At 63.0% G+C, this 17,744-nt stretch carries 15 protein-coding genes and 2 pseudogenes; 3 read left to right on the top strand and 14 right to left on the bottom strand.

Annotated elements, in window-relative coordinates:
• Window positions 1-21 precede the first annotated feature (21 nt).
• From LDZ21_RS23700 to LDZ21_RS23755, 12 genes and pseudogenes are all read right to left on the bottom strand, one after another.
• The gene (locus tag LDZ21_RS23700) at window positions 22-807 is read right to left on the bottom strand and encodes an SDR family NAD(P)-dependent oxidoreductase (protein WP_244797091.1); all 786 of its coding nucleotides are present in this window, start codon (window positions 805-807) and stop codon (window positions 22-24) included.
• Window positions 804-1,568 carry a ribose-5-phosphate isomerase RpiA gene (gene rpiA, locus LDZ21_RS23705; protein ID WP_244797092.1) on the bottom strand — a complete coding sequence of 255 codons (765 nt, stop codon included), beginning with the start codon at window positions 1,566-1,568 and terminating at the stop codon, window positions 804-806. The genes LDZ21_RS23700 and rpiA overlap by 4 nt, the downstream gene beginning before the upstream one ends.
• Window positions 1,569-1,608: 40 nt before the next feature.
• Window positions 1,609-2,454 (bottom strand): MurR/RpiR family transcriptional regulator, encoded by an 846-nt coding sequence (locus LDZ21_RS23710; RefSeq protein WP_244797093.1) that lies wholly within the window; start codon window positions 2,452-2,454, stop codon window positions 1,609-1,611.
• A complete protein-coding gene (locus LDZ21_RS23715; RefSeq protein WP_244797094.1) occupies window positions 2,454-3,167 on the bottom strand; it encodes an HAD-IA family hydrolase in 714 nt (237 codons plus the stop codon). The genes LDZ21_RS23710 and LDZ21_RS23715 overlap by 1 nt, the downstream gene beginning before the upstream one ends.
• Window positions 3,164-4,678: a xylulokinase gene (xylB, locus tag LDZ21_RS23720; protein WP_244797095.1), complete on the bottom strand. Its 1,515-nt coding sequence runs from the start codon at window positions 4,676-4,678 to the stop codon at window positions 3,164-3,166. The genes LDZ21_RS23715 and xylB overlap by 4 nt, the downstream gene beginning before the upstream one ends.
• Window positions 4,679-4,717: 39 nt before the next feature.
• The gene (locus LDZ21_RS23725) at window positions 4,718-6,169 is read right to left on the bottom strand and encodes an aldehyde dehydrogenase family protein (RefSeq protein ID WP_244797096.1); all 1,452 of its coding nucleotides are present in this window, start codon (window positions 6,167-6,169) and stop codon (window positions 4,718-4,720) included.
• A gap of 14 nt (window positions 6,170-6,183) precedes the next feature.
• Entirely contained in the window at window positions 6,184-7,221 is a 1,038-nt protein-coding gene (locus tag LDZ21_RS23730; protein WP_244797097.1) for an ABC transporter permease, read from the bottom strand.
• An 11-nt stretch (window positions 7,222-7,232) separates the two neighbouring features.
• A complete protein-coding gene (locus LDZ21_RS23735) occupies window positions 7,233-8,795 on the bottom strand; it encodes a sugar ABC transporter ATP-binding protein (RefSeq protein WP_244797098.1) in 1,563 nt (520 codons plus the stop codon).
• Between the two features lie 69 nt (window positions 8,796-8,864).
• Window positions 8,865-9,959 carry a sugar ABC transporter substrate-binding protein gene (locus tag LDZ21_RS23740; RefSeq protein ID WP_081850993.1) on the bottom strand — a complete coding sequence of 365 codons (1,095 nt, stop codon included), beginning with the start codon at window positions 9,957-9,959 and terminating at the stop codon, window positions 8,865-8,867.
• A 423-nt stretch (window positions 9,960-10,382) separates the two neighbouring features.
• Window positions 10,383-10,496: pseudogene (locus LDZ21_RS23745) on the bottom strand (PA4780 family RIO1-like protein kinase); the annotation flags it as partial.
• A 111-nt stretch (window positions 10,497-10,607) separates the two neighbouring features.
• Window positions 10,608-10,815 (bottom strand): annotated as a pseudogene (locus LDZ21_RS23750) (IS5/IS1182 family transposase); the annotation flags it as partial.
• A gap of 32 nt (window positions 10,816-10,847) precedes the next feature.
• Window positions 10,848-11,726 (bottom strand): LysR family transcriptional regulator, encoded by an 879-nt coding sequence (locus tag LDZ21_RS23755; RefSeq protein ID WP_244797099.1) that lies wholly within the window; start codon window positions 11,724-11,726, stop codon window positions 10,848-10,850.
• A gap of 127 nt (window positions 11,727-11,853) precedes the next feature.
• Here LDZ21_RS23755 and LDZ21_RS23760 point away from each other — a divergent pair, with 127 nt between their 5' ends.
• Window positions 11,854-12,732, top strand: a complete 879-nt coding sequence (locus LDZ21_RS23760) for an SDR family oxidoreductase (RefSeq protein ID WP_244797100.1) — start codon at window positions 11,854-11,856, stop codon at window positions 12,730-12,732.
• A 190-nt stretch (window positions 12,733-12,922) separates the two neighbouring features.
• On the opposite strand, the gene LDZ21_RS23765 is transcribed toward LDZ21_RS23760, so the two are convergent.
• Complete coding sequence (locus LDZ21_RS23765; protein WP_244797101.1) at window positions 12,923-13,522, bottom strand: DJ-1/PfpI family protein; 600 nt, start codon at window positions 13,520-13,522, stop codon at window positions 12,923-12,925.
• A gap of 132 nt (window positions 13,523-13,654) precedes the next feature.
• Here LDZ21_RS23765 and LDZ21_RS23770 point away from each other — a divergent pair, with 132 nt between their 5' ends.
• A complete protein-coding gene (locus tag LDZ21_RS23770) occupies window positions 13,655-14,989 on the top strand; it encodes an aminotransferase-like domain-containing protein (RefSeq protein ID WP_244797102.1) in 1,335 nt (444 codons plus the stop codon).
• Window positions 14,990-15,156: 167 nt separating this feature from the next.
• Here LDZ21_RS23770 and LDZ21_RS23775 read toward each other — a convergent pair whose 3' ends face one another.
• Window positions 15,157-15,741 (bottom strand): aconitase family protein, encoded by a 585-nt coding sequence (locus LDZ21_RS23775; protein WP_244797103.1) that lies wholly within the window; start codon window positions 15,739-15,741, stop codon window positions 15,157-15,159.
• A gap of 371 nt (window positions 15,742-16,112) precedes the next feature.
• On the opposite strand from LDZ21_RS23775, the gene LDZ21_RS23780 reads away from it, so the two are divergent.
• Window positions 16,113-17,558: a DEAD/DEAH box helicase gene (locus tag LDZ21_RS23780; protein WP_244797104.1), complete on the top strand. Its 1,446-nt coding sequence runs from the start codon at window positions 16,113-16,115 to the stop codon at window positions 17,556-17,558.
• The last annotated feature ends 186 nt before the right edge of the window (window positions 17,559-17,744 follow it).

A 17,744-nucleotide genomic window follows, 5' to 3' on the forward strand; every position in this document is an offset into this window, starting at 1 on the left:
GAGCCTCCGTTCGTCGCTGCATCACCACACCGTGTAGCCGCCGTCCATCACGATGTCCGATCCGGTCACGAACGCGCTCGCCCTTGACGCGAGGAACACGACGCCCGGCGCGATCTCGTCCGGCGTGGCCATGCGTCCGAGCGGCGTGTAGTCGAGCCACACTTTCCGCCATGCTTCGTTTTCGAAGCCGCGCTTGGTCAGTTCGGTGCCGACATAGCCCGGCGAGATGGAATTCACGCGGATGCCGTCCGCCGCCCATTCGGCGGCGAGCGAACGCGTCAGATGAATGACGCCCGCTTTCGATGCGTTATACGATGCTTGCGGCTGGGGCTTGTTCGCGATGCTCCCGCTCATGCTCGCGATGTTGACGATACGTCCGCTCCTCTGCCGCGACATGTGACGCGCGGCGCTTCGACAGCAATAGAACACGCCGTCGAGGTTCACGGCGAGCACGGTGCGCCACGCGGCGTCGTCGGTTTCGAGCGCGAGCGCATTTTTGACGACGCCCGCGTTATTGACCAGCACGTCGAGTCTGCCGTGCTTTGCGACGATCGCATCGAAGCCCGCATCGACCGACGATGAATCCGTCACGTCCAGCGTGACGAAGCTGCCTCCGATTGCGTCGGCGGCGCGTTGCCCGAGCGTCGCTTCGCGGTCGGCGATGACGACCGTCGCGCCGGCATTGCGCAGCGCCTTGGCTATCGCGAGACCGATGCCCTGAGCCGCGCCGGTGACGACGCAGACTTCGCCATCCAGACGAAAGACGTCGAGAGTCGCGCCACTGTCTTCCTTCGCGATCTCGCTCATGTGCGCGCTCCGTCGAATACGACGATATCCGCCGTGCCATCCGCATGACCCACGATCATCTCGCTCGCGATGCCGGTGAAGAGGCCGTGCTCGACCACGCCGGGAATGGCGTTGAAGCGCGGCGCGAGTGCGAGCGGATCAGGAATGGCTTCGAGCTGGCAGTCGAGAATCCAGTTGCCGCTGTCCGTCACCACCAGCGCGCCGTTCTTCACGCGCCGCTCAATCCTGACGCCCGCATCGAATCCCGCCGATACGAACAACTCGCGCAGCAGACGCTCCGTGCTTTGCCAGCCGAACTGGATGACTTCGATTGGCAGCGGAAAACGCCCGAGCGTGTCGAAGACCTTCTTGTCGTCGACGACCGCGACCATCTTGCGCGACGCCGCCGCGACGATCTTCTCCCACAGCAGGCACGCGCCGCCGCCCTTGATCATGCTGCCCTGATGATCGATCTCGTCCGCACCGTCGATGGTCACATCGAGCCGGTCGATCTGCCCGAGGTCGGTCAATGGCACGCCGAGCTCGATCGCTAGCTCGCGCGTCGCATTCGACGTCGGCACGCCGACGATATCGAGCCCGTCCTTCACGCGCGGCGCAAGCGCACGCACGAACCAGTGCGATGTCGTGCCCGAGCCGAGCCCTACTTTCATGCCCGGCGCGAGATAGTGGTCGACCGCCTTGATGCCCGAGACAAGCTTCGCCTCGTCCTGCTTCGATTGCGGCTCCAGTCGGGCATAGCCCGGTTCGATATGCGTACCCAATTGCGTCTCCGTTTTGATCGAAACACCCTCGAAACAAGGGCTAATCCATGAACTTGTCGGTGAACCAGGGGTCGAGCGCGGCGAGGTTGTCGGGCAGTTCGCGCCCTTGCCGCAGGCCCAGCATGGCGACCAGCATGTTCACCACGAGCAGGTGATTGATGCGCGCCGTGAGCGGCGTGTACAGCTCGGTGTTCTCGTATGCAGGCACGGCGACGGTCAGGTCGCAGGTCTGCGCGAGCCTCGAACCGGGCGCGCACACCGCGATCGTCACGGCGCCCTTGCCCTTCGCCATCGCGGCCGCCATCACGAGCGACTTGGTCGAACCCGAATGCGAGAAGAAGACCGCGACTTCGTCGTTGCGCAAGGTCGGCGCGAGCAGCAGTTGACGCTGGCTTTCGAGCACAACGCGGCAATGCAGCCCGAGGCGAAAGAACTTGTGTTCGGCATCGAAGGCGATGGTCTCCGAGATGCCGAGACCGAACAGGAAAATGCCTTTCGCTTCGATCAGATATTGCGTCGCGCGCTCGATGGCGGCGGAATCCACGTCACGCGCGAAGCGTTGAATGGCGTGCAGCGAATTGTTCACGATCTTGCTGCAGACGCTCGCGGGCGTATCGGCGTTCGTGATGGCTTCGTAATCGAACGGCGCCTGCGGTATCAGACCCTGGCCGAGCCGGACCTTGAAGTCCTGATAGTCCGCGCAGTCGAAGCGGCGAAAAAAACGCACCACGGTCGGGTCGCTGGTTTGCGCCGCTTCCGACAACTCGGCCATGCTCATCTTGAGCGCGGCTTCGGGCGCGGCCAGCAATACATCGGCGATGCGCAAGGTCGCGCCCGTCAACGATGGGTGTTCAAGCGCGATACGGCGCAGCAGGTCGTTTCTCATCAGGCTCCCGGCAGGCGCGACGCATTGAGCGCGGCGCACCTCGTCACTAACTCGGCGAAGGAATCGAGCCGCCTGTCATCGGGCACGGGAACATCCGGCCCGGTGCCCCAGTTGACGATCAGACAGCGAACCTGCGCGTCGCGTGCGCACTGTGCGTCGATGCGCGTGTCGCCGATATAGAGCGTGTGCTCCGGCGCGGCGTCCATCTGTTCGAGCGTCATCAGCAAATGCCGGGGATGCGGCTTTCTTTGCGCAAGCATATCGCCTCCGACGACCGCGCTGAAATACCTGTCGATGCCGAAGTGCGCGAGCACCGCCTGCGCCAGTTGTTGCGCCTTGTTCGTGCAGACGCCGAGCTTCAGGCCGGCCGCATGTAGTGCCGGAATCGCCTCGAGCGCGTCCGCGTAGAGGGTCGCCTTCTCGACCGGATGCTGCTTGTAGATGGACAGATAAGTCTCGACGTCGGCGCTGACGCGCTCCTGATCGAGTGCGAGACCGAGCCCCTTGTACAACTTGTCGATCAGCCCGTGCGAGCCTTCGCCGATGAACTTCTCCACGAAGCCGACCGTCTGCGGTGCAATGCCGTGCGTCGCGAGCAGGCGGTTCACGGCGCTCGCGATATCCGGCGCGGTATCGACGAGCGTGCCATCGAGATCGAATACGACTGCGTCGACCGTTCGTTCGGCCTCAAGGATGAATTCGTTGACGGTCATCGGCTCGGGTTCTCCATGGCGATGTGTTGATAGACCGGACGCAGCGCGTCGTACAGCGTGCGGAAGGTGTCGAAACGTGCGTCGTAGAGCGCTTTGAGCGATGCGTCCGGGCTCACGCGACCCGTCACGCGCAGGGTGCCCACCGCTTCGTCGAGCGATGTCCACCAGCCCGCGCCCACGCCCGCCGCCAGCACCGCACCGTACGCGCCGCCCTCGGATGCGCCCGTGACCGTGGTCACCTCGCGTTGCAGCACGTCCGCGAGCATCTGCAGCCACAGCGGCTCGCCGGTCGCGCCGCCCGAGACGCGCACCTCGTCGCAGGTGAGGCCGGCCGTCGCGCCTAGCGATGCGATCGCGCGAATGTTCAGCAGCACCCCTTCCATGACGCTGCGGATCATGTGAGTCGCATCGTGCGTCGACGTGAGGCCGATCCATGCGGCACGCCCGTCTGCCGCGACATGGGGGCAGCGTTCGCCGAGCAGATACGGCAGGAAGAGCAGTCCGTTGCAGCCGGGCGCGGCGGATTTGGCCAGTTGCGTCATGCGTTCGAAGGAAAGATCGGGCGTCATGCGCCGCAGCGCGCCGCGCAACCATTCGAACGCGCCGCCCGCGGAGAGCGTCACGCCCATCACGTGCCAGCGGCCCGGCGCGTTGCCGCAGGAAATCTGCAATTGCCCGGTGGCCTCGGGACACGCGCGCAAGCCGCCCGCGACTATGCCCGCCGTGCCGATCGTCACGCCGAGCGGGCCGGCATCGATCGCGCCCATCGACGTCGTCTGGATCACCGAATCGCCGCCGCCGCCGAACACGGGCACATCGCCGGGCAGGCCCCACGCCTGCGCCAGTTCGCCCCGCAACGTCCCCGCGCGTTCCGTCGATTCGACGACCTGCGGCAGGAGCGATGCCGGCAAGTCGAGCGCGGACATCAGCGCGCCGGACCACTGGCGCTGGCGCACATCGAACAGGCCGGTGCCCGACGCGTCGGACACATCGGTGATGTGCTCGCCGGTCAGACGCAGGCGAAGGTAATCCTTCGGATTCAGCATCCGCCGCATGCGGGCAAAGAGCTCCGGCTCATGCTCGCGCATCCACAGGAGCTTGCCCGCGGTGAATCCCGGCAACATGCGGTTCTGCACCCGCGCGAGCAGACCATCGAGACCGCCTGCGCGCGCGGTGATCTCGTCGCACCACGGCGCCGCCCGCTGGTCGCACCAGAGGATCGCGGGACGCAGCACGTTGTCGGCTTCGTCGAGCGCGGTCAGGCCGTGCATCTGTCCGGACAGTCCGATGCCCGCCACCGCGCGACGATCCGGCAGCGCATCGAGCACTTGCGCGAGCGCGGTCTGCGTCGCGAGCCACCAGTGCTCCGGGTCCTGCTCGGCCCAGCCGGGCCGGGGCGAAACGAGCGGATACGCCGCGAGCGCCTTCGCCGGGACGTTGCCCGCGCCATCCACTGCAATCACCTTGCATGCGGACGTGCCGACGTCGATGCCGAGAAGATACCGTTCCATGGCCGCTCCGTTTGCGTATGCGTGGTCGTCGTGCGTCTCTTACGCGCGGTGACGCAGCCGCACGTGCTTCAGGTGCAGATAGCCTTCCATGCCTTCGCGCCCATGCTCATAGCCCGTGCCGCTCTGCTTGCGGCCGCCGTACGGCGCGTTCATGATCCCGGCGTCGACGTTATTGATGGCGACGTTGCCGAAGTCCAGCTCGCGCGACAACGCGAACGTCTCCCGCACATGCTCCGTGTACGCGTAAGCAGCGAGGCCCGCGGGCGTGCTGTTGGCCGCCTCGATGGCGTCGTCGAGCGTCTTGTAGCGCGCCACGCCGATCACCGGGCCGAACGTTTCCTCGTGCATGACGAGCATGTCGGGCGTGCCGTCGGCAATGACCGTCGGTGCGTAGAACAGGCCCCGTTCATTCGATGCCATCGCATCCGGTCGGCCGCCGCACAGAATGCGGCCGCCGCGTTCGCGTGCATCGTCGAGATGACGGCGCACCTTTTCGACACCGGCGCGCGTGGCCATCGGTCCGACATCGGCTTTTTCGTTCGCGATGCCGTCCGCGACGACGAGCTTGCGCGCGCCATCGGCCAGGCGTTCGAGGAAGGTGTCATACACCGCTTCCTGCACGTAAGCGCGATTGATCGAAATGCAGATCTGCCCTGCATTGCGGAACGCGCGGCGCAGCGTGCCCGCGACCGCGAGATCCAGGTCCGCATCGGCGGTCACGATCAGCGGACAGCTTCCGCCCAATTCGAGCGACAACCCCGTGATGCCGCGCACCGTCTTGTAGATGTCCTCACCCGCGCTGCCCGACCCCGTGAACGCCACCTTGTCGATGTCCCGATGTCCGACGAGCCGCTTGCCCGCATCTTTCGCGCCCATCACGAGATTGGCGACGCCCGCCGGCAATCCCGCGCGATGCACGCAGCGAAACACGGCCTCCGCGCTCGACGGCGTGAACTCCGACGGCTTCACGACGATCGTGCAGCCCGCCGCCAGCGAAGCCGCGAGCTTCCAGCCGATCAGTTCCACCGGATAGTTCCACGGCGCAATGGCCGCCACCACGCCGACCGGCTCCTTCTCCACGATACTGACGAAACCGTCCTCTTCGTTCGGAATCGTCTCGCCATAGATCCGCACGGCCTCTTCCGCGTAGTAGTGGAACGCCTTGGCGAGCTTGCGCGCCTCGCCCTGCGCTTCGGCGAGCGGCTTGCCCATTTCCGTCGTGATCGCCATGGCGATGGCGCGTTCGTCCTCCGCGATGTGATCGGCTATCGCATGCAACAGGCGGGAACGCTCGAACGGATTCACGCGGCGCCAGCTTCGGAAAGCGCGCGATGCGGCATCGACGGCGGAATCGATGATCGCCCGGTCGGCATCGGGCGCGCGGGCGACGATCTGCTCCGTCGCTGGATTGACGACATCGATCCATTCGCGAACGCCTTCGCTGCCGAAGCGCCCATCGATATACATCTCGCACTGACGAGGTTCTGTCATGGTCCGGATCAAGGTTATTGCGAAACGAAGTTGACGCGGATGGCATCCACCGCAACCGCGATGAAGATGAGAATGCCGCCGATCATCTGCACATAGAACGAGGGGACTTCGGTGATGGCGAGGCCGACGTGGATCACCGTCAGCAGCAGCACGCCGCCGAGAATGCCGAGCGCGCCGCCGCGTCCGCCAAACACGCTCACGCCGCCGATGATCGGCGCGGCAATGGCGTAGAGCAGGAAGCCTTCGCCCTGATCCGACGTGATCGCCATCTGCCATGCGGCGAGCAGATAGCCCGCGACGCCCGCGAGAAAACCCGACAGCGTGAACGCGATGATCTTGACGCGATTCACGCGAATGCCGGCCGAGTTGGCGGCGAGCGCGTTGCCGCCGGTCGCGTAGAGATAGCGGCCGAGCACCGTCTTGCGCAGCATGAAACCCATGCCGATGAGCACGACGAGAAACACGATCGGCATGACGGGCCAGTTGTTGACCGTGTACTGGCCGATCCAGATATAACCGTTAGACATATCCGAGATGGTGTTGCCCTGCGTCACCGCGAGCAGCGAGCCTTGCAGCACGATCATGACGGCCAGTGTCTGAATGAGCGACACCATCTTGAGGCGCGTCACGCACAGGCCATTGAAGAAGCCGATCGCAGTCGCTACCGCGATACCCAGCGGCACACCGACGGCGGGCGTGAGTCCGAGCCGTGTCGAGAGAATCGCGCCGATGGCGGCGGAGAATCCCATGTTGCTCGCAATCGACAGGTCGATCTCCGCCACCATCAGCGGCATGGAAACGGCCAGCGCGAGCAGGCCGAGCACCGTCGCCTGCACCAGCACGTTTTGCAGATTCGAAAGCGTGAAAAAGAAGGGATTGAGCACGCCGAAAACGACGACGAGCGCCGCGAGCCACAGCCAGACGACGTTCTGGAACACCCACTGCACGCCGCCCTTGCCGCGCTTGCCGCTTCCCGTGCCCGGCGCGGCGCCGCCTTGACCGGCGAGCGCCGCTGGCGCAGGCGACGAAGAAAGGTCGCTTCGTGTTTGCATGGACTGTCTCCTCATAATTGATTCACCAGCGGCTCGGCACGAACGCTGTCGTTCGACGCCGGCTCCCCATTGAAGGCCGCCTGCAGAATGGCGTCCTTCGCGATTTCCGCGCCGGTGTATTCGCGCTCGATCCGCCCGCCGACGAACACGGACACGCGATCGACCAGACGCACCATCTCGTCCAGGTCGCTCGTAATGACGATCACGCTCAATCCCTCACGCGTCAGCGTATCGATGATGCGATGCACTTCCTCCTTCACGCCCACGTCGATACCGCGCGTCGGTTCGTCGAGGATCAGCAGCTTCGGAGACGTGGCGAGCACGCGGCCGAGGCAGACCTTCTGCTGATTGCCTCCGGAAAGCGTGCCGAGCAGCACTTCGGCGGTCGTCGCCTTCACGCGCAAGTGCTCGAAGTAACGCGCGACGATACTGCGTTCCGCGTTCCTATCGATGACGCCGGCCTTCGATACGTGCTTGAGGCTCGACAACGTGATGTTGTGCGCGATGCTTTGCAGCCCGACGAGCCCGTCGCGATGACGGTCGTCCGACAGATACGCGATGCCCCGCTGGAATGCCTCGCCCGGATGACCGGCCGGCGCGCTCGTGTTGCCGTCATGCGTAATCCGGCCGCGCGTCGCGCGGTTCGTGCCGAAGAGCGCGAGCGCGAATTCTTTCGCGCCCGACCCCGGCAGTCCGGCGAACCCGACGATCTCGCCCGGCGCGATGGAAAACGCGTCCACGCGCACGCCCGGGGCCGCGAGACCTTCGACACGCCAGCCTTCACGGCCAGCCGCCGCCGTCTCCCGCCGTTCGCGATAGAACAACGGCACGTCACGCCCGATGACGAGTTCGGAGAGACCGTCCGAGTCGATCGTCGAGAGGTCGTCGTGCTCGCCCGCGAGCCTGCCATTGCGCAAGACGGACACGCCATCGCAGATATCGAGGATCTCTTCGTTGTAATGCGAGATGAAGACGAAGCTCACGCCGCGCGCCTTCAGAGTGCGCATGAAGTCGAACAGGTGCTCGCGGTCCGCGAGCGTGAGCGCGGTGGTCGGTTCGTCGAGAATGAGCAGCTTGCCGCCGCTGTGCAACGCACGCAGAATGTTGAGCTTGCGTTTGGCGACCGCGGACAAGAGACGCGCGGGCATGCGCGGATCGAAATCCGTGCCTTGGAGCGCGGCTTCGACGCTTTCCATCAACGCGCGCTGGTCCACGCGACCCGTGATGCCGCGCTTCAGAGGCCAGCGCCCGAGCATCAGGTTGTCGGCGACGGACATTGAATCGACGATCATCGGTTCCTGCGTCACCAGGAACACGCCGCGCGCTTCCATCTCTTGAACGTCCGAGCCCTCTACGTCTTCGCCGTCCAGGACGATGCGCCCTTCGCTCGGCGCGGTCTGCCCGCTGATCAGCCGCACGAGCGTGGACTTGCCCGCGCCGTTTTCGCCGAGCAGACCGTGGATCGTGCCGCGCCGGATGTTGACCGAGACCCGGTCGAGCGCGAGCACGGCCTTGTAACGCTTGACGACGTCGTGGGTCCGCAGGATGTAATCGTTGCTGTGTATATCCGACATTCAGAAAGTCTCCGGTCCGCATTCGGCGCGCTGACTGCGCGCCGTCCAACTCGTTCGGACTGGCGCGAATCAGGAATAACGGATGCCCCATTCGTTGAAGGCGATGTTGCCCCACTGCCGCTTGTCCTTCACCGAATTTGCATCAACGATGAACGGCTGGATGACGAGACTCGGTCCCGTCTCGGACTTCGTCACGACCGCCTTTTCCCAGAAGTACTGATTGTTCTGGTAGTCGCCGTGCGGCACCGGCTGACCCTTGAGCGAATACTTGTCGAGCATCTCGACCGTGATCTGCGCATAGGCGATCGGGTCCTGCGAGACCACGGCGTCCATGTAGCCGTCGCCGATCCATTGCAGCGCGGCCGGTTCGCCGTCGATATTCACGAAGATCACGTGCCCTTGTTCGCCGACCTTCTTCCACTTGCCCTTTTGCTGCAAGGCGGTGACGATGCCGCGCGCCGGCGAATCGCTCGGTGCATGCACGGCGTCGAGATCGGGATACTCGGAGAGCGTGGAAAGCGTGACCGACAACATGTTCTTGAGCAGGCCTTCTGTCGGACGGCTGATGACCTTGACGTCCGGATACTTCTTCATTGCTTCTTCGAAACCTTCCTTGCGCAGACGCCACGCGACCGACTGCAACGCGCCATAGCAGTTCAGCACCGTGCCCTTGGCGGACCCGTTCTTCTTTTTGAGCGCGGCGACGATGGTCTCGGCAGCCATGACGCCGCCCGCCTTGTTGTCGAAATCGACGGTGATCGCGACGTCACCGCCGAGCGCCGGGGTGTCGATGATGCCTACGGGGATCTTCTTGAAGTTGTACTTCTTGATGACACTGACGATGGCCTGACTGTCGATCGGATCTGCGATGATCGCCGACGGATTCTTGAGCATCAGGCTGTTCCACTGCTCGAGTTGCGACGTATTGCTGAAGTTTGCGTTGACGGCCTGAAACTGCCAGCCTTTCGCTTCGACGGCGCGCTTCACCGCTTCCTGCTGCGTGACGAAGAAGTAGTAGTCGAGACTCTTGTTGCTGAACGGCACGAACACTTTCTGCTGCGCGAAGCCGAGCTTCGATACCGACGACAGCGCAACGCCGCCGGCCGTGGCGGCAAGACCCGCCAGAAACTTTCTACGCGATGCGACTTCCTGTGCTTCTTCCATAGTTGTTGTCTCCTCAACACCGATATGGGCAGCGGCGCGTGCCACGGATAGCTCGACTGAATGCTAGTGATGTTCCCTTGCTGCGTAGTATTACAATCAAAATATACTGAGTACGACGCGGCGCGGGCAAGCTAGGGTTTACGCGTTTGAATGGGAAATCGTCTTGTTCTAAGGACATCCTCGCCAGACAATAGGCTGTACGAGGCGGGGCACCGGAGACCTGCGAACGTAGTCTTACTACCTTTTGGGGAATTGTTCGCTTGCCGAATACCCCGTTCACGGGATTGATGAGCTTTTTTTTCGCAATCGAGAAACAAAAGACGGCAAGTACATCGAGAACCGATCCCGCTGCCCGATGCCACGGAGGTGGATGACCGGATCATTGGACGGCGACGCCCGGCTCATTCGTACGGGCATTAGATGACTGCGCTGCTTCACGCCCTTATATACGCTTGCGCAACGCGTCGATCCGCCGCGGCGCACGACGTAGGCTGTTGCCTCTTTGCCGCTCATCGATCGGCCGATGACTTCGTCGATAAGTCCTTCTGCGAGTAGTGGCGCAAGTCTCTCTGTATTTCCATAACCATCGTCGGCTGTGAATTGCGCAGCCGGTGCTCGCGGCCGTGAGCTTGCTGCGTGGGAGATGAATGCCGCCCCAGCGGCCAGCGTTCGCATACGCGTCGGGTTGCAGGCAGCCTGGATCAGAAGAAAGAGTTGGTCGATGCGCTTCAGACCTCGATACATCGCCTACCGAATCCTCCCGACTGTCTTTCTCCAACAGCCCCTGCCCAGTGCAATTGCGTTTGCGCTGACTGACAGCGTAACCGGGTCCGCGCGTCGTTCGGGCATCGATGGCGTGTTTTATGAGCTGCGGTAGGGGGCGAGGATTCACGAACCCGGGTCGGCGCTCACCAGCATGTTCAGGAACGCCCGCACCTTCGCGCTCAAGAGGCGTCGGGAACTGTAAAGCGCCCATATCTCGACGCCGGGGCCCGCTTCGCAGCCGATCATCGTCAGCCGCTTCGCAGCGATATCCGATTCCACGAGCAGGTGAGGCAGCAAGGCGGCGGCAGCGCCGTCGAGCACCGCTTCGCGCACCATCAGAAGCGACGACAGGCGCAGCATCGGCCGCGGCGTAACAATGCGCTCGCTGCCGTCGGTCAATCGGACCGTCCATGCGGGGTGGCTTGCACGCGTGAGCACCACCGCAGGCAGCCAAGGAGCCGCATTGCTCAAAGCGTTCGCGAGCGATTCCGCGAGCGAGGGCGTGGCGACGAGCACGCGGCGATCGGTGGCGATCGCGCGCCCGATGAGCAACTCGTCGGGCGAAGGATTGACGCGTATCACCAGATCGTAATCGTCCTGCAACGGGTCGACGATACGATCTTCCGCGACAACCTCCAGCTCGACCTGCGGATACGCCAGCGCAAATCTCGCGGCGGCGCGCGCGAGCACGACATGCGCATAGACCATCGGTGCGCTTACGCGCAGGCGCCCGCGCGGTGTGGGCGCACGCGATGCGATGTCGTCGCCCGTTTCGTCGATCTCGGCGAGCAGACCGCTCGTGCGCTCGAACAGCGCGCGTCCTTCTTCGGTGAGGCGCGTCGTGCGCGCGCCGCGTTCGATAAGCCGCACGCCTAGCTGTTGTTCCAGTTCCGCGACGCGCCGCGACAGCGTCGCCTTCGGCCGGCCCGTCGCGCGCGCGGCCGGACCGAAACCGCCACGTTGTGCGACGGCGATGAAATCCGCGAGCGCGTTCAGATCCATGACCTTTTTCCTTATTGTTCCGCTGACGAGACAGCGTGTCTTGAATTCGGCGCTTTCGCAGGATTTTCGGAACGCCTATCGTAGCAGTCACCGGCTCGCACCGAGCCTTCACCTTCCAGGAGCTGACATGAGCATTCTCGTTACGGGCAGTACGGGCATCATCGGCACACAGGTTCTCGACCATCTCAAGGACAGCGGTGCCGATTTGCGCGCGCTGACGCGTTCGCCCGAGCGCGCATATCTTCCGGCAGCCGTGACGCGGGTGCAGGGTGAACTTGCAGATGTCGATGGACTGCGCCGCGCAATGCAAGGCGTGACGACGCTGTTCCTGCTTGCGCCCGTCGCCGCCGATGAACTCACGCAATCGCTGCAGGCGTTAAGCATCGCCCGCGAGGAAGGCGTACGCGGAATCGTCTATTTGTCGGTGTTCAAGGGCGAGGAATACGTCGATGTTCCGCACTTCAGTTGCAAGCGCACCGTCGAACGCATGATCGACGCGTTCGACATGCCCGCGACGATTCTTCGTCCCGCGTATTTCATGCAGAACGACGTGCGTCAGAAGGAGCCGATGCTCCGGCAGGGCGTCTTCGGCATGCCCATCGGGAGCAAGGGAATTTCGATGGTCGATGTCCGCGATATCGGCGATGCAGCCGCGCGCGAGCTTCTGCGCCGGGAGCGTTCGGACGTGCCACTGCCTTCGGAGACTTACGCGCTCGTCGGCCCGGACGCGATCACGTCGGCAGATGTCGCGGCGATCTGGTCCGAAGCGCTCGGCCGCGAAGTGCAGTACGGCGGCGATGATTTGGATCGGTTCGAATCGTATATGAAGACGATGACGCCGCCGTGGCTCGCGTATGACATGCGGCTGATGCTGCAGCGTTATCAGCAGGATGGGGCAGTGGCATCTGCTGGCGAGATCGAAAGGTTTAGTCAACTGCTCGGGCGTGCGCCGCGCAACTACCGTGACTTCGCACTCACCACGGCAAGCGAGTGGAGAGGCAAATAAAGCGCAGAACGCCATGCTTTGCGGCGACGCCGCTTCAAACAGCACCTTGTTCGTACCTCGGTTTCTTCTCGAGTCCGCCGCAGCGACCACTCTTCCCGAATCCTGATCGTCGATTCGACGCTAGGCTGCAAGAGTGGCCGCCCGTCCGGAAGGTCGATTCGCGAAGCCTCGTTCAGACCGTAAGGGTTTTTTAGGCGCTTGCCGATTGAATATGTCGCATCGCTCGCGAAACGTACTCATCTTTCTCGCCTACGGGTGCAACGTAATGCATCGCGCTGGCCGCTTCTTCTGAACTCACGAGACGACTGATGATCCAGGTCGCAAGATATTGGGACGCGAAGCATCCGCCTGCCGTCGCGATGTTGCCGTTCGCAAAGAAAGGCTGATTCAACACGTCGACGCCTGCTTCGACAACCCAAGGCTTGGTGGTCAGATCGGTGCAGGCCGAAACGCCATCCAACAGTCCCAGCTTTGCGAGGACGAGCGTCCCTGAGCACTGCGCACCGATCAACTGCCTCGACGGGTCAAGCCGCAGTTGAGCCATCACCCCTGCGTCTGCGACGACCTCGCGCGTTTTGCTTCCACTACCCACGATCACCGCGTCGGCGTTGGCAGCCTCCGTCAGCGGGACGTGGGCCTCGAGCACGACCCCATTCATCGAGCAGATTCGCGACGAGGGGCTCGCGATGGACACGCGCCAGTCACTTCGCTTAACCCGGTTGAGGATGCCCAGCGCGATTAATGAGTCGAGTTCGTTGAAACCGTCAAAGGTAAGGATGGCGATATGCATAAAGTCGTCCCTGATTGATCGCCGCGCGCAGCGCCCGGTCGCGGCTGATGTGCTGATGCCAGCGTTTGCCAAGCACGCATCGTATGCGAGAGAATTAAGACAATCAAATAATTGTCATGCATACGCTTCCCGATGGTCCAACCGCGCTACAAGGTCATAGTCGACGCTTTCGCCGCAGATATCAGATCGGGCCGGCTGTCGCCGGGCGCTCGTCTGCCGACCCACCGCCAGCTAGCAAGACGGGAGGGAGTCGCGCTCGTTACTGCCTCGCGCGTCTATGCGGAGCTCGAGGCAATTGGACTGGTCGTTGGCGAGACCGGGCGCGGTACTTTCGTCAGGGAAACTTCACTCCCGGCGGGGCTTGGCATCGAACAACAAGCCGCCCTTTCGGGTCTGACTGATCTCAACTTCAACTCGCCATCGCTACCGGGTCAAGGCGAAATGCTCCGGAGTGCCCTGCGCGAACTTGCGTCGTCGGGAGATCTGGAGGCGCTTCTCCGCTATCAGCCGCACGCAGGAAGGCAACATGAGCGAGCCGTTTTTGCCCGTCACCTCCTAACCCGAGGAATGGAAGTAGCAGCGGAACAGATATTGATCGTTAATGGGGCGACACATGGATTGGCGGCCGTCGTGCTGGGATTGTTCCGCCCGGGCGATGTAGTAGCGGTCGACGCGTTGACTTATCCCGGTTTCAAGCTTCTCGCGGAGACGATGCGACTCGACCTCGCACCTGTTCCCATCCGCAGCGATGGCCTGGACCTCACCGCGTTGGCGCGCATTTGCAAAGACCGCCATGTTCGGGCGGTCTATACGATGCCGACGCTGCATAATCCTCTAGGTTGTGTGATGACACCTGAGCGACGGCAAGAGCTAGTGGCGATTGCCCGCAAGCACGAATTGCTCATCATCGAGGATGCGGCATATGCTTTTCTGGTCGATCATGCGCCGGCGCCTGTTGCAGCAATAGCGCCAGAGCTGACCATCTATGTGTCGGGCTTGTCGAAAAGCGTCGCGACCGGTCTGCGTGTCGGATTTGTTGCAGCACCAGCGCATTACGTTCCGATGATTGAACGCGCCATTCGCGCCACGGCTTGGAACACCGCCGGCGTGATGACGGCGATTGCCTGTAACTGGATTATCGACGGCACAGTCAGCCAGCTAGAGGCTCAGAAACGCGATGATGCAAGGGTCCGGCAACAGATCGCTGCCGAAGTGCTAACGGGAATCACACGCATCGCGCACCCAGCCTCATATTTCATATGGCTTCCGTTCACAGAGGACGTGCGAGCAGATCTTGTTGCCATGGCGCTGATACGCGAGAACATTGCCGTCTCCAAAGCAGAACCATTTGCGACGACGGAGCAGGTACCGCACGCAATTCGTCTTGCGCTTGGATCGGTTGATCTGACATCGCTGCGTGAGTCGTTAGGAACGGTGCGAGACGCGATCAATGCCTACACGTATTGACCAAGCCGATCTTGTCAGAGGCAACCACTGGGCGTTGCGAACGTCACAGACTGTCCGGTTATCGGCCATCGTGGCTCCGGCCACGAAGTTCCTTGTCGACCGTACCGGCCGTTCCAGTCCGCGCAACCGGAACGGCCGCTTCCAAAGTACTTGTTACGCGCCACCCATCATGAGTAGGGCGAGGTCTTTGGCGGTGACGCCTTTGCCGGCGTGCCATCGAGGGTGACGCGCATATTGCTCGATTTGCGTTGCCATAGGCACTGCGTGGCGAGGACATGCGCCACCTCGGTCGCGCCGATGCCGAACGCGAGCGCGCCCATCGCTCCGTGCGTCGACGTGTGGCTGTCCGCGCACACGACGGTCATGGCGGGCAGACTCAATCCTTGCTCGGGACCGACCACATGGACGATGCCGCGACGGCAATCGTCCATGTCGAACAAGGTGATGCGCAACTCGGCGGCATCGCGCTGCAGCGCGAGAATCATCGAGCGCCGCTCGGGATCGGTCACGGCCGACATGCCGTTCGCCGCGCTGGACACGTAGTGGTCGGCGGTGCCGAAGATGCGCTCGGGCGAGCGCGGCCTGAGTCCGCGCTGGCGCAGCATGTCGAAGGACTGCGCGGTGACGTCGTGGATGAAATGCCGATCGATGAACAGGAGGTCCTGTCCGTCGTCGCGTGACATGACGCGGTGACTGTTCCAGATCTTGTCGTAAAGCGTCTGCGGGCCGGCAGGTCCGTGTTTGGGTTGCATCGCTTCGTCTCGCTCCGTCAATGCGCCGCTCGTGAAGGCACGCCTTCGTTCGGCGAGTCATTGTTGTGCGAGCATGATGCGCCAGACGAGACCCTTTGTACGTGCTATTTGGGAAAGGCACCATCGTCATTCGCGATGATGCGAAATGGCGCTGGTGTCGATGCCTGAGGCGGTGTCGGTACGGCTATCGGAGGGTTGTTAGCGCAGTCGTTGCTCGACGGTGCACGCCGTGGCGTAGTGCCTTTGCGGAAGAATGCGAATACCCCGGCGCGGCGAGAGGAGCGATTGAGCTCATCGTCGATCACGCGGTCTGCGCCGGTGCCATCAGCGCCGTAACCGCTAAAATTGCAGATTTGGCCCGGAATACGAACATGTCTTTCGCCTCGCTTGGCCTGCTCGATCCGCTACTGCGTACCCTGCAGGACCTCACTTACCAGACACCTACACCGGTGCAGGCCAAGGCGATTCCTGCCGTGCTAAGTGGCAGGGACGTCATGGCTGCGGCTCAGACCGGCACTGGCAAAACGGCGGGTTTTGCGCTGCCGCTGTTGCAACGGCTGGTGCAAGACGGCCCGTCGGTGTCCAGCAACCGCGCGCGTGTTCTGGTGCTGGTGCCCACGCGTGAACTGGCTGAACAAGTGCTGCAAAGCTTCATCGATTACGGCAAGGGCCTCGATGTGCGATTAATGGCCGCCTACGGCGGTGTGAGTATCAACCCGCAGATGATGAATTTGCGCAAAGGCGTGGATGTGCTCGTTGCCACGCCGGGCCGTTTGCTGGATCTCAATCGCCAGAACGCAGTGCAGTTCGATCAGGTGCAAACGCTGGTGCTGGATGAAGCCGACCGCATGCTGGATCTGGGTTTTGCGCGCGAACTCAACGCCGTCTTTGCTGCCTTGCCCGCACGGCGCCAGACCTTGCTGTTCTCCGCCACGTTCACCGATGACATCCGCGCCATGGCGGCGAGCATTCTGCGCAGCCCGGTCGATATCAGCGTCAGCCCGCCCAATGCAACGGCCAGCAATATCGAGCAATGGGTGGTGACCGTTGATAAAAGAAACAAGCCCGGCCTCTTCATGCACCTTGTGGCTGCAAACAACTGGGAGCACGCGCTCGTCTTCGTCAAAACCCGCAAAGGCGCGGATTACCTGGCGGCCATGTTGGATGAGGCGGGCTATGCGGTCGACACCATCCACGGCGACAAACCGCAACCCGCGCGGCTGCGTGCGCTGGAGCGCTTCAAAACAGGCGAAGTGGATATGCTGGTCGCCACCGATGTGGCTGCGCGCGGGCTCGATATCGACGACCTGCCGCTGGTGATCAACGTCGATCTGCCGATCGTGGCGCATGACTATGTGCACCGTATTGGCCGTACCGGCCGAGCGGGCGCCAGCGGCGTGGCGGTGTCGCTCGTGTGTGCCGATGAGGCGCCACAGCTGGCCGCGATTGAAGCGCTGATTCGGCAAACGCTGCCACGCGAGGAAGAGCCGGGTTTCGAAGCAGAACACCGCGTGCCGCAAACCAGCACGACGGGGCAGATCATCAAGAAACCCAAAAAGGCCAAGAAGCCCAAAGTGCTGCAAGCGACCCCCGGCGCCATGCAGATGCCTACCAAAAAGCCGCGCCCGCAAAGTGGCTTAGACAAGCGCAAGCCTGCGGTGGAGCGCGTTGTGGCCGCGGGTAAGGGTCTAAGCCTGTCCAGCACCAATCCGTTCGAGATGAAAAAGCTACGCAGCAAGGGCGCCAGCAATTCAGCGACGGGTGCACGTAAGCCGGCTGGCAAACTCACTGGTGGCCCGAGCAAACGCAAACCCTGATTCGCGGGATGAGTGACGTCGGCCCTCGAACAAGGAGGTTTTGCGACACGCTGGCGGGCAACGGCGCGGACCCGGCTTGCAAACATCGGCGGAACACGACGCAATGAGGTGGTCTCTGGCGAGCGGGTCCGCTCTTCACACGAACGCCGTCACTGGATCGCACTTATCTCGAACCACCGCTTGGGG

The sequence above is a fragment of the Caballeronia grimmiae genome, from assembly GCF_022879615.1.
Taxonomy (GTDB): domain Bacteria; phylum Pseudomonadota; class Gammaproteobacteria; order Burkholderiales; family Burkholderiaceae; genus Caballeronia; species Caballeronia grimmiae.

What these genes read in the sequence shown, in the direction of transcription:
- LDZ21_RS23730 (WP_244797097.1), bottom strand. Translation starts at nt 7,221, where the DNA reads ATGCAAACACGAAGCGACCTTTCTTCGTCGCCTGCGCCAGCGGCGCTC.
- LDZ21_RS23780 (WP_244797104.1), top strand. Translation starts at nt 16,113, where the DNA reads ATGTCTTTCGCCTCGCTTGGCCTGCTCGATCCGCTACTGCGTACCCTG.
- LDZ21_RS23760 (WP_244797100.1), top strand. Translation starts at nt 11,854, where the DNA reads ATGAGCATTCTCGTTACGGGCAGTACGGGCATCATCGGCACACAGGTT.
- LDZ21_RS23735 (WP_244797098.1), bottom strand. Translation starts at nt 8,795, where the DNA reads ATGTCGGATATACACAGCAACGATTACATCCTGCGGACCCACGACGTC.
- LDZ21_RS23775 (WP_244797103.1), bottom strand. Translation starts at nt 15,741, where the DNA reads ATGCAACCCAAACACGGACCTGCCGGCCCGCAGACGCTTTACGACAAG.
- LDZ21_RS23770 (WP_244797102.1), top strand. Translation starts at nt 13,655, where the DNA reads ATGGTCCAACCGCGCTACAAGGTCATAGTCGACGCTTTCGCCGCAGAT.
- LDZ21_RS23710 (WP_244797093.1), bottom strand. Translation starts at nt 2,454, where the DNA reads ATGAGAAACGACCTGCTGCGCCGTATCGCGCTTGAACACCCATCGTTG.
- LDZ21_RS23740 (WP_081850993.1), bottom strand. Translation starts at nt 9,959, where the DNA reads ATGGAAGAAGCACAGGAAGTCGCATCGCGTAGAAAGTTTCTGGCGGGT.
- LDZ21_RS23765 (WP_244797101.1), bottom strand. Translation starts at nt 13,522, where the DNA reads ATGCATATCGCCATCCTTACCTTTGACGGTTTCAACGAACTCGACTCA.
- LDZ21_RS23755 (WP_244797099.1), bottom strand. Translation starts at nt 11,726, where the DNA reads ATGGATCTGAACGCGCTCGCGGATTTCATCGCCGTCGCACAACGTGGC.
- LDZ21_RS23700 (WP_244797091.1), bottom strand. Translation starts at nt 807, where the DNA reads ATGAGCGAGATCGCGAAGGAAGACAGTGGCGCGACTCTCGACGTCTTT.
- xylB (WP_244797095.1), bottom strand. Translation starts at nt 4,678, where the DNA reads ATGGAACGGTATCTTCTCGGCATCGACGTCGGCACGTCCGCATGCAAG.
- LDZ21_RS23725 (WP_244797096.1), bottom strand. Translation starts at nt 6,169, where the DNA reads ATGACAGAACCTCGTCAGTGCGAGATGTATATCGATGGGCGCTTCGGC.
- LDZ21_RS23715 (WP_244797094.1), bottom strand. Translation starts at nt 3,167, where the DNA reads ATGACCGTCAACGAATTCATCCTTGAGGCCGAACGAACGGTCGACGCA.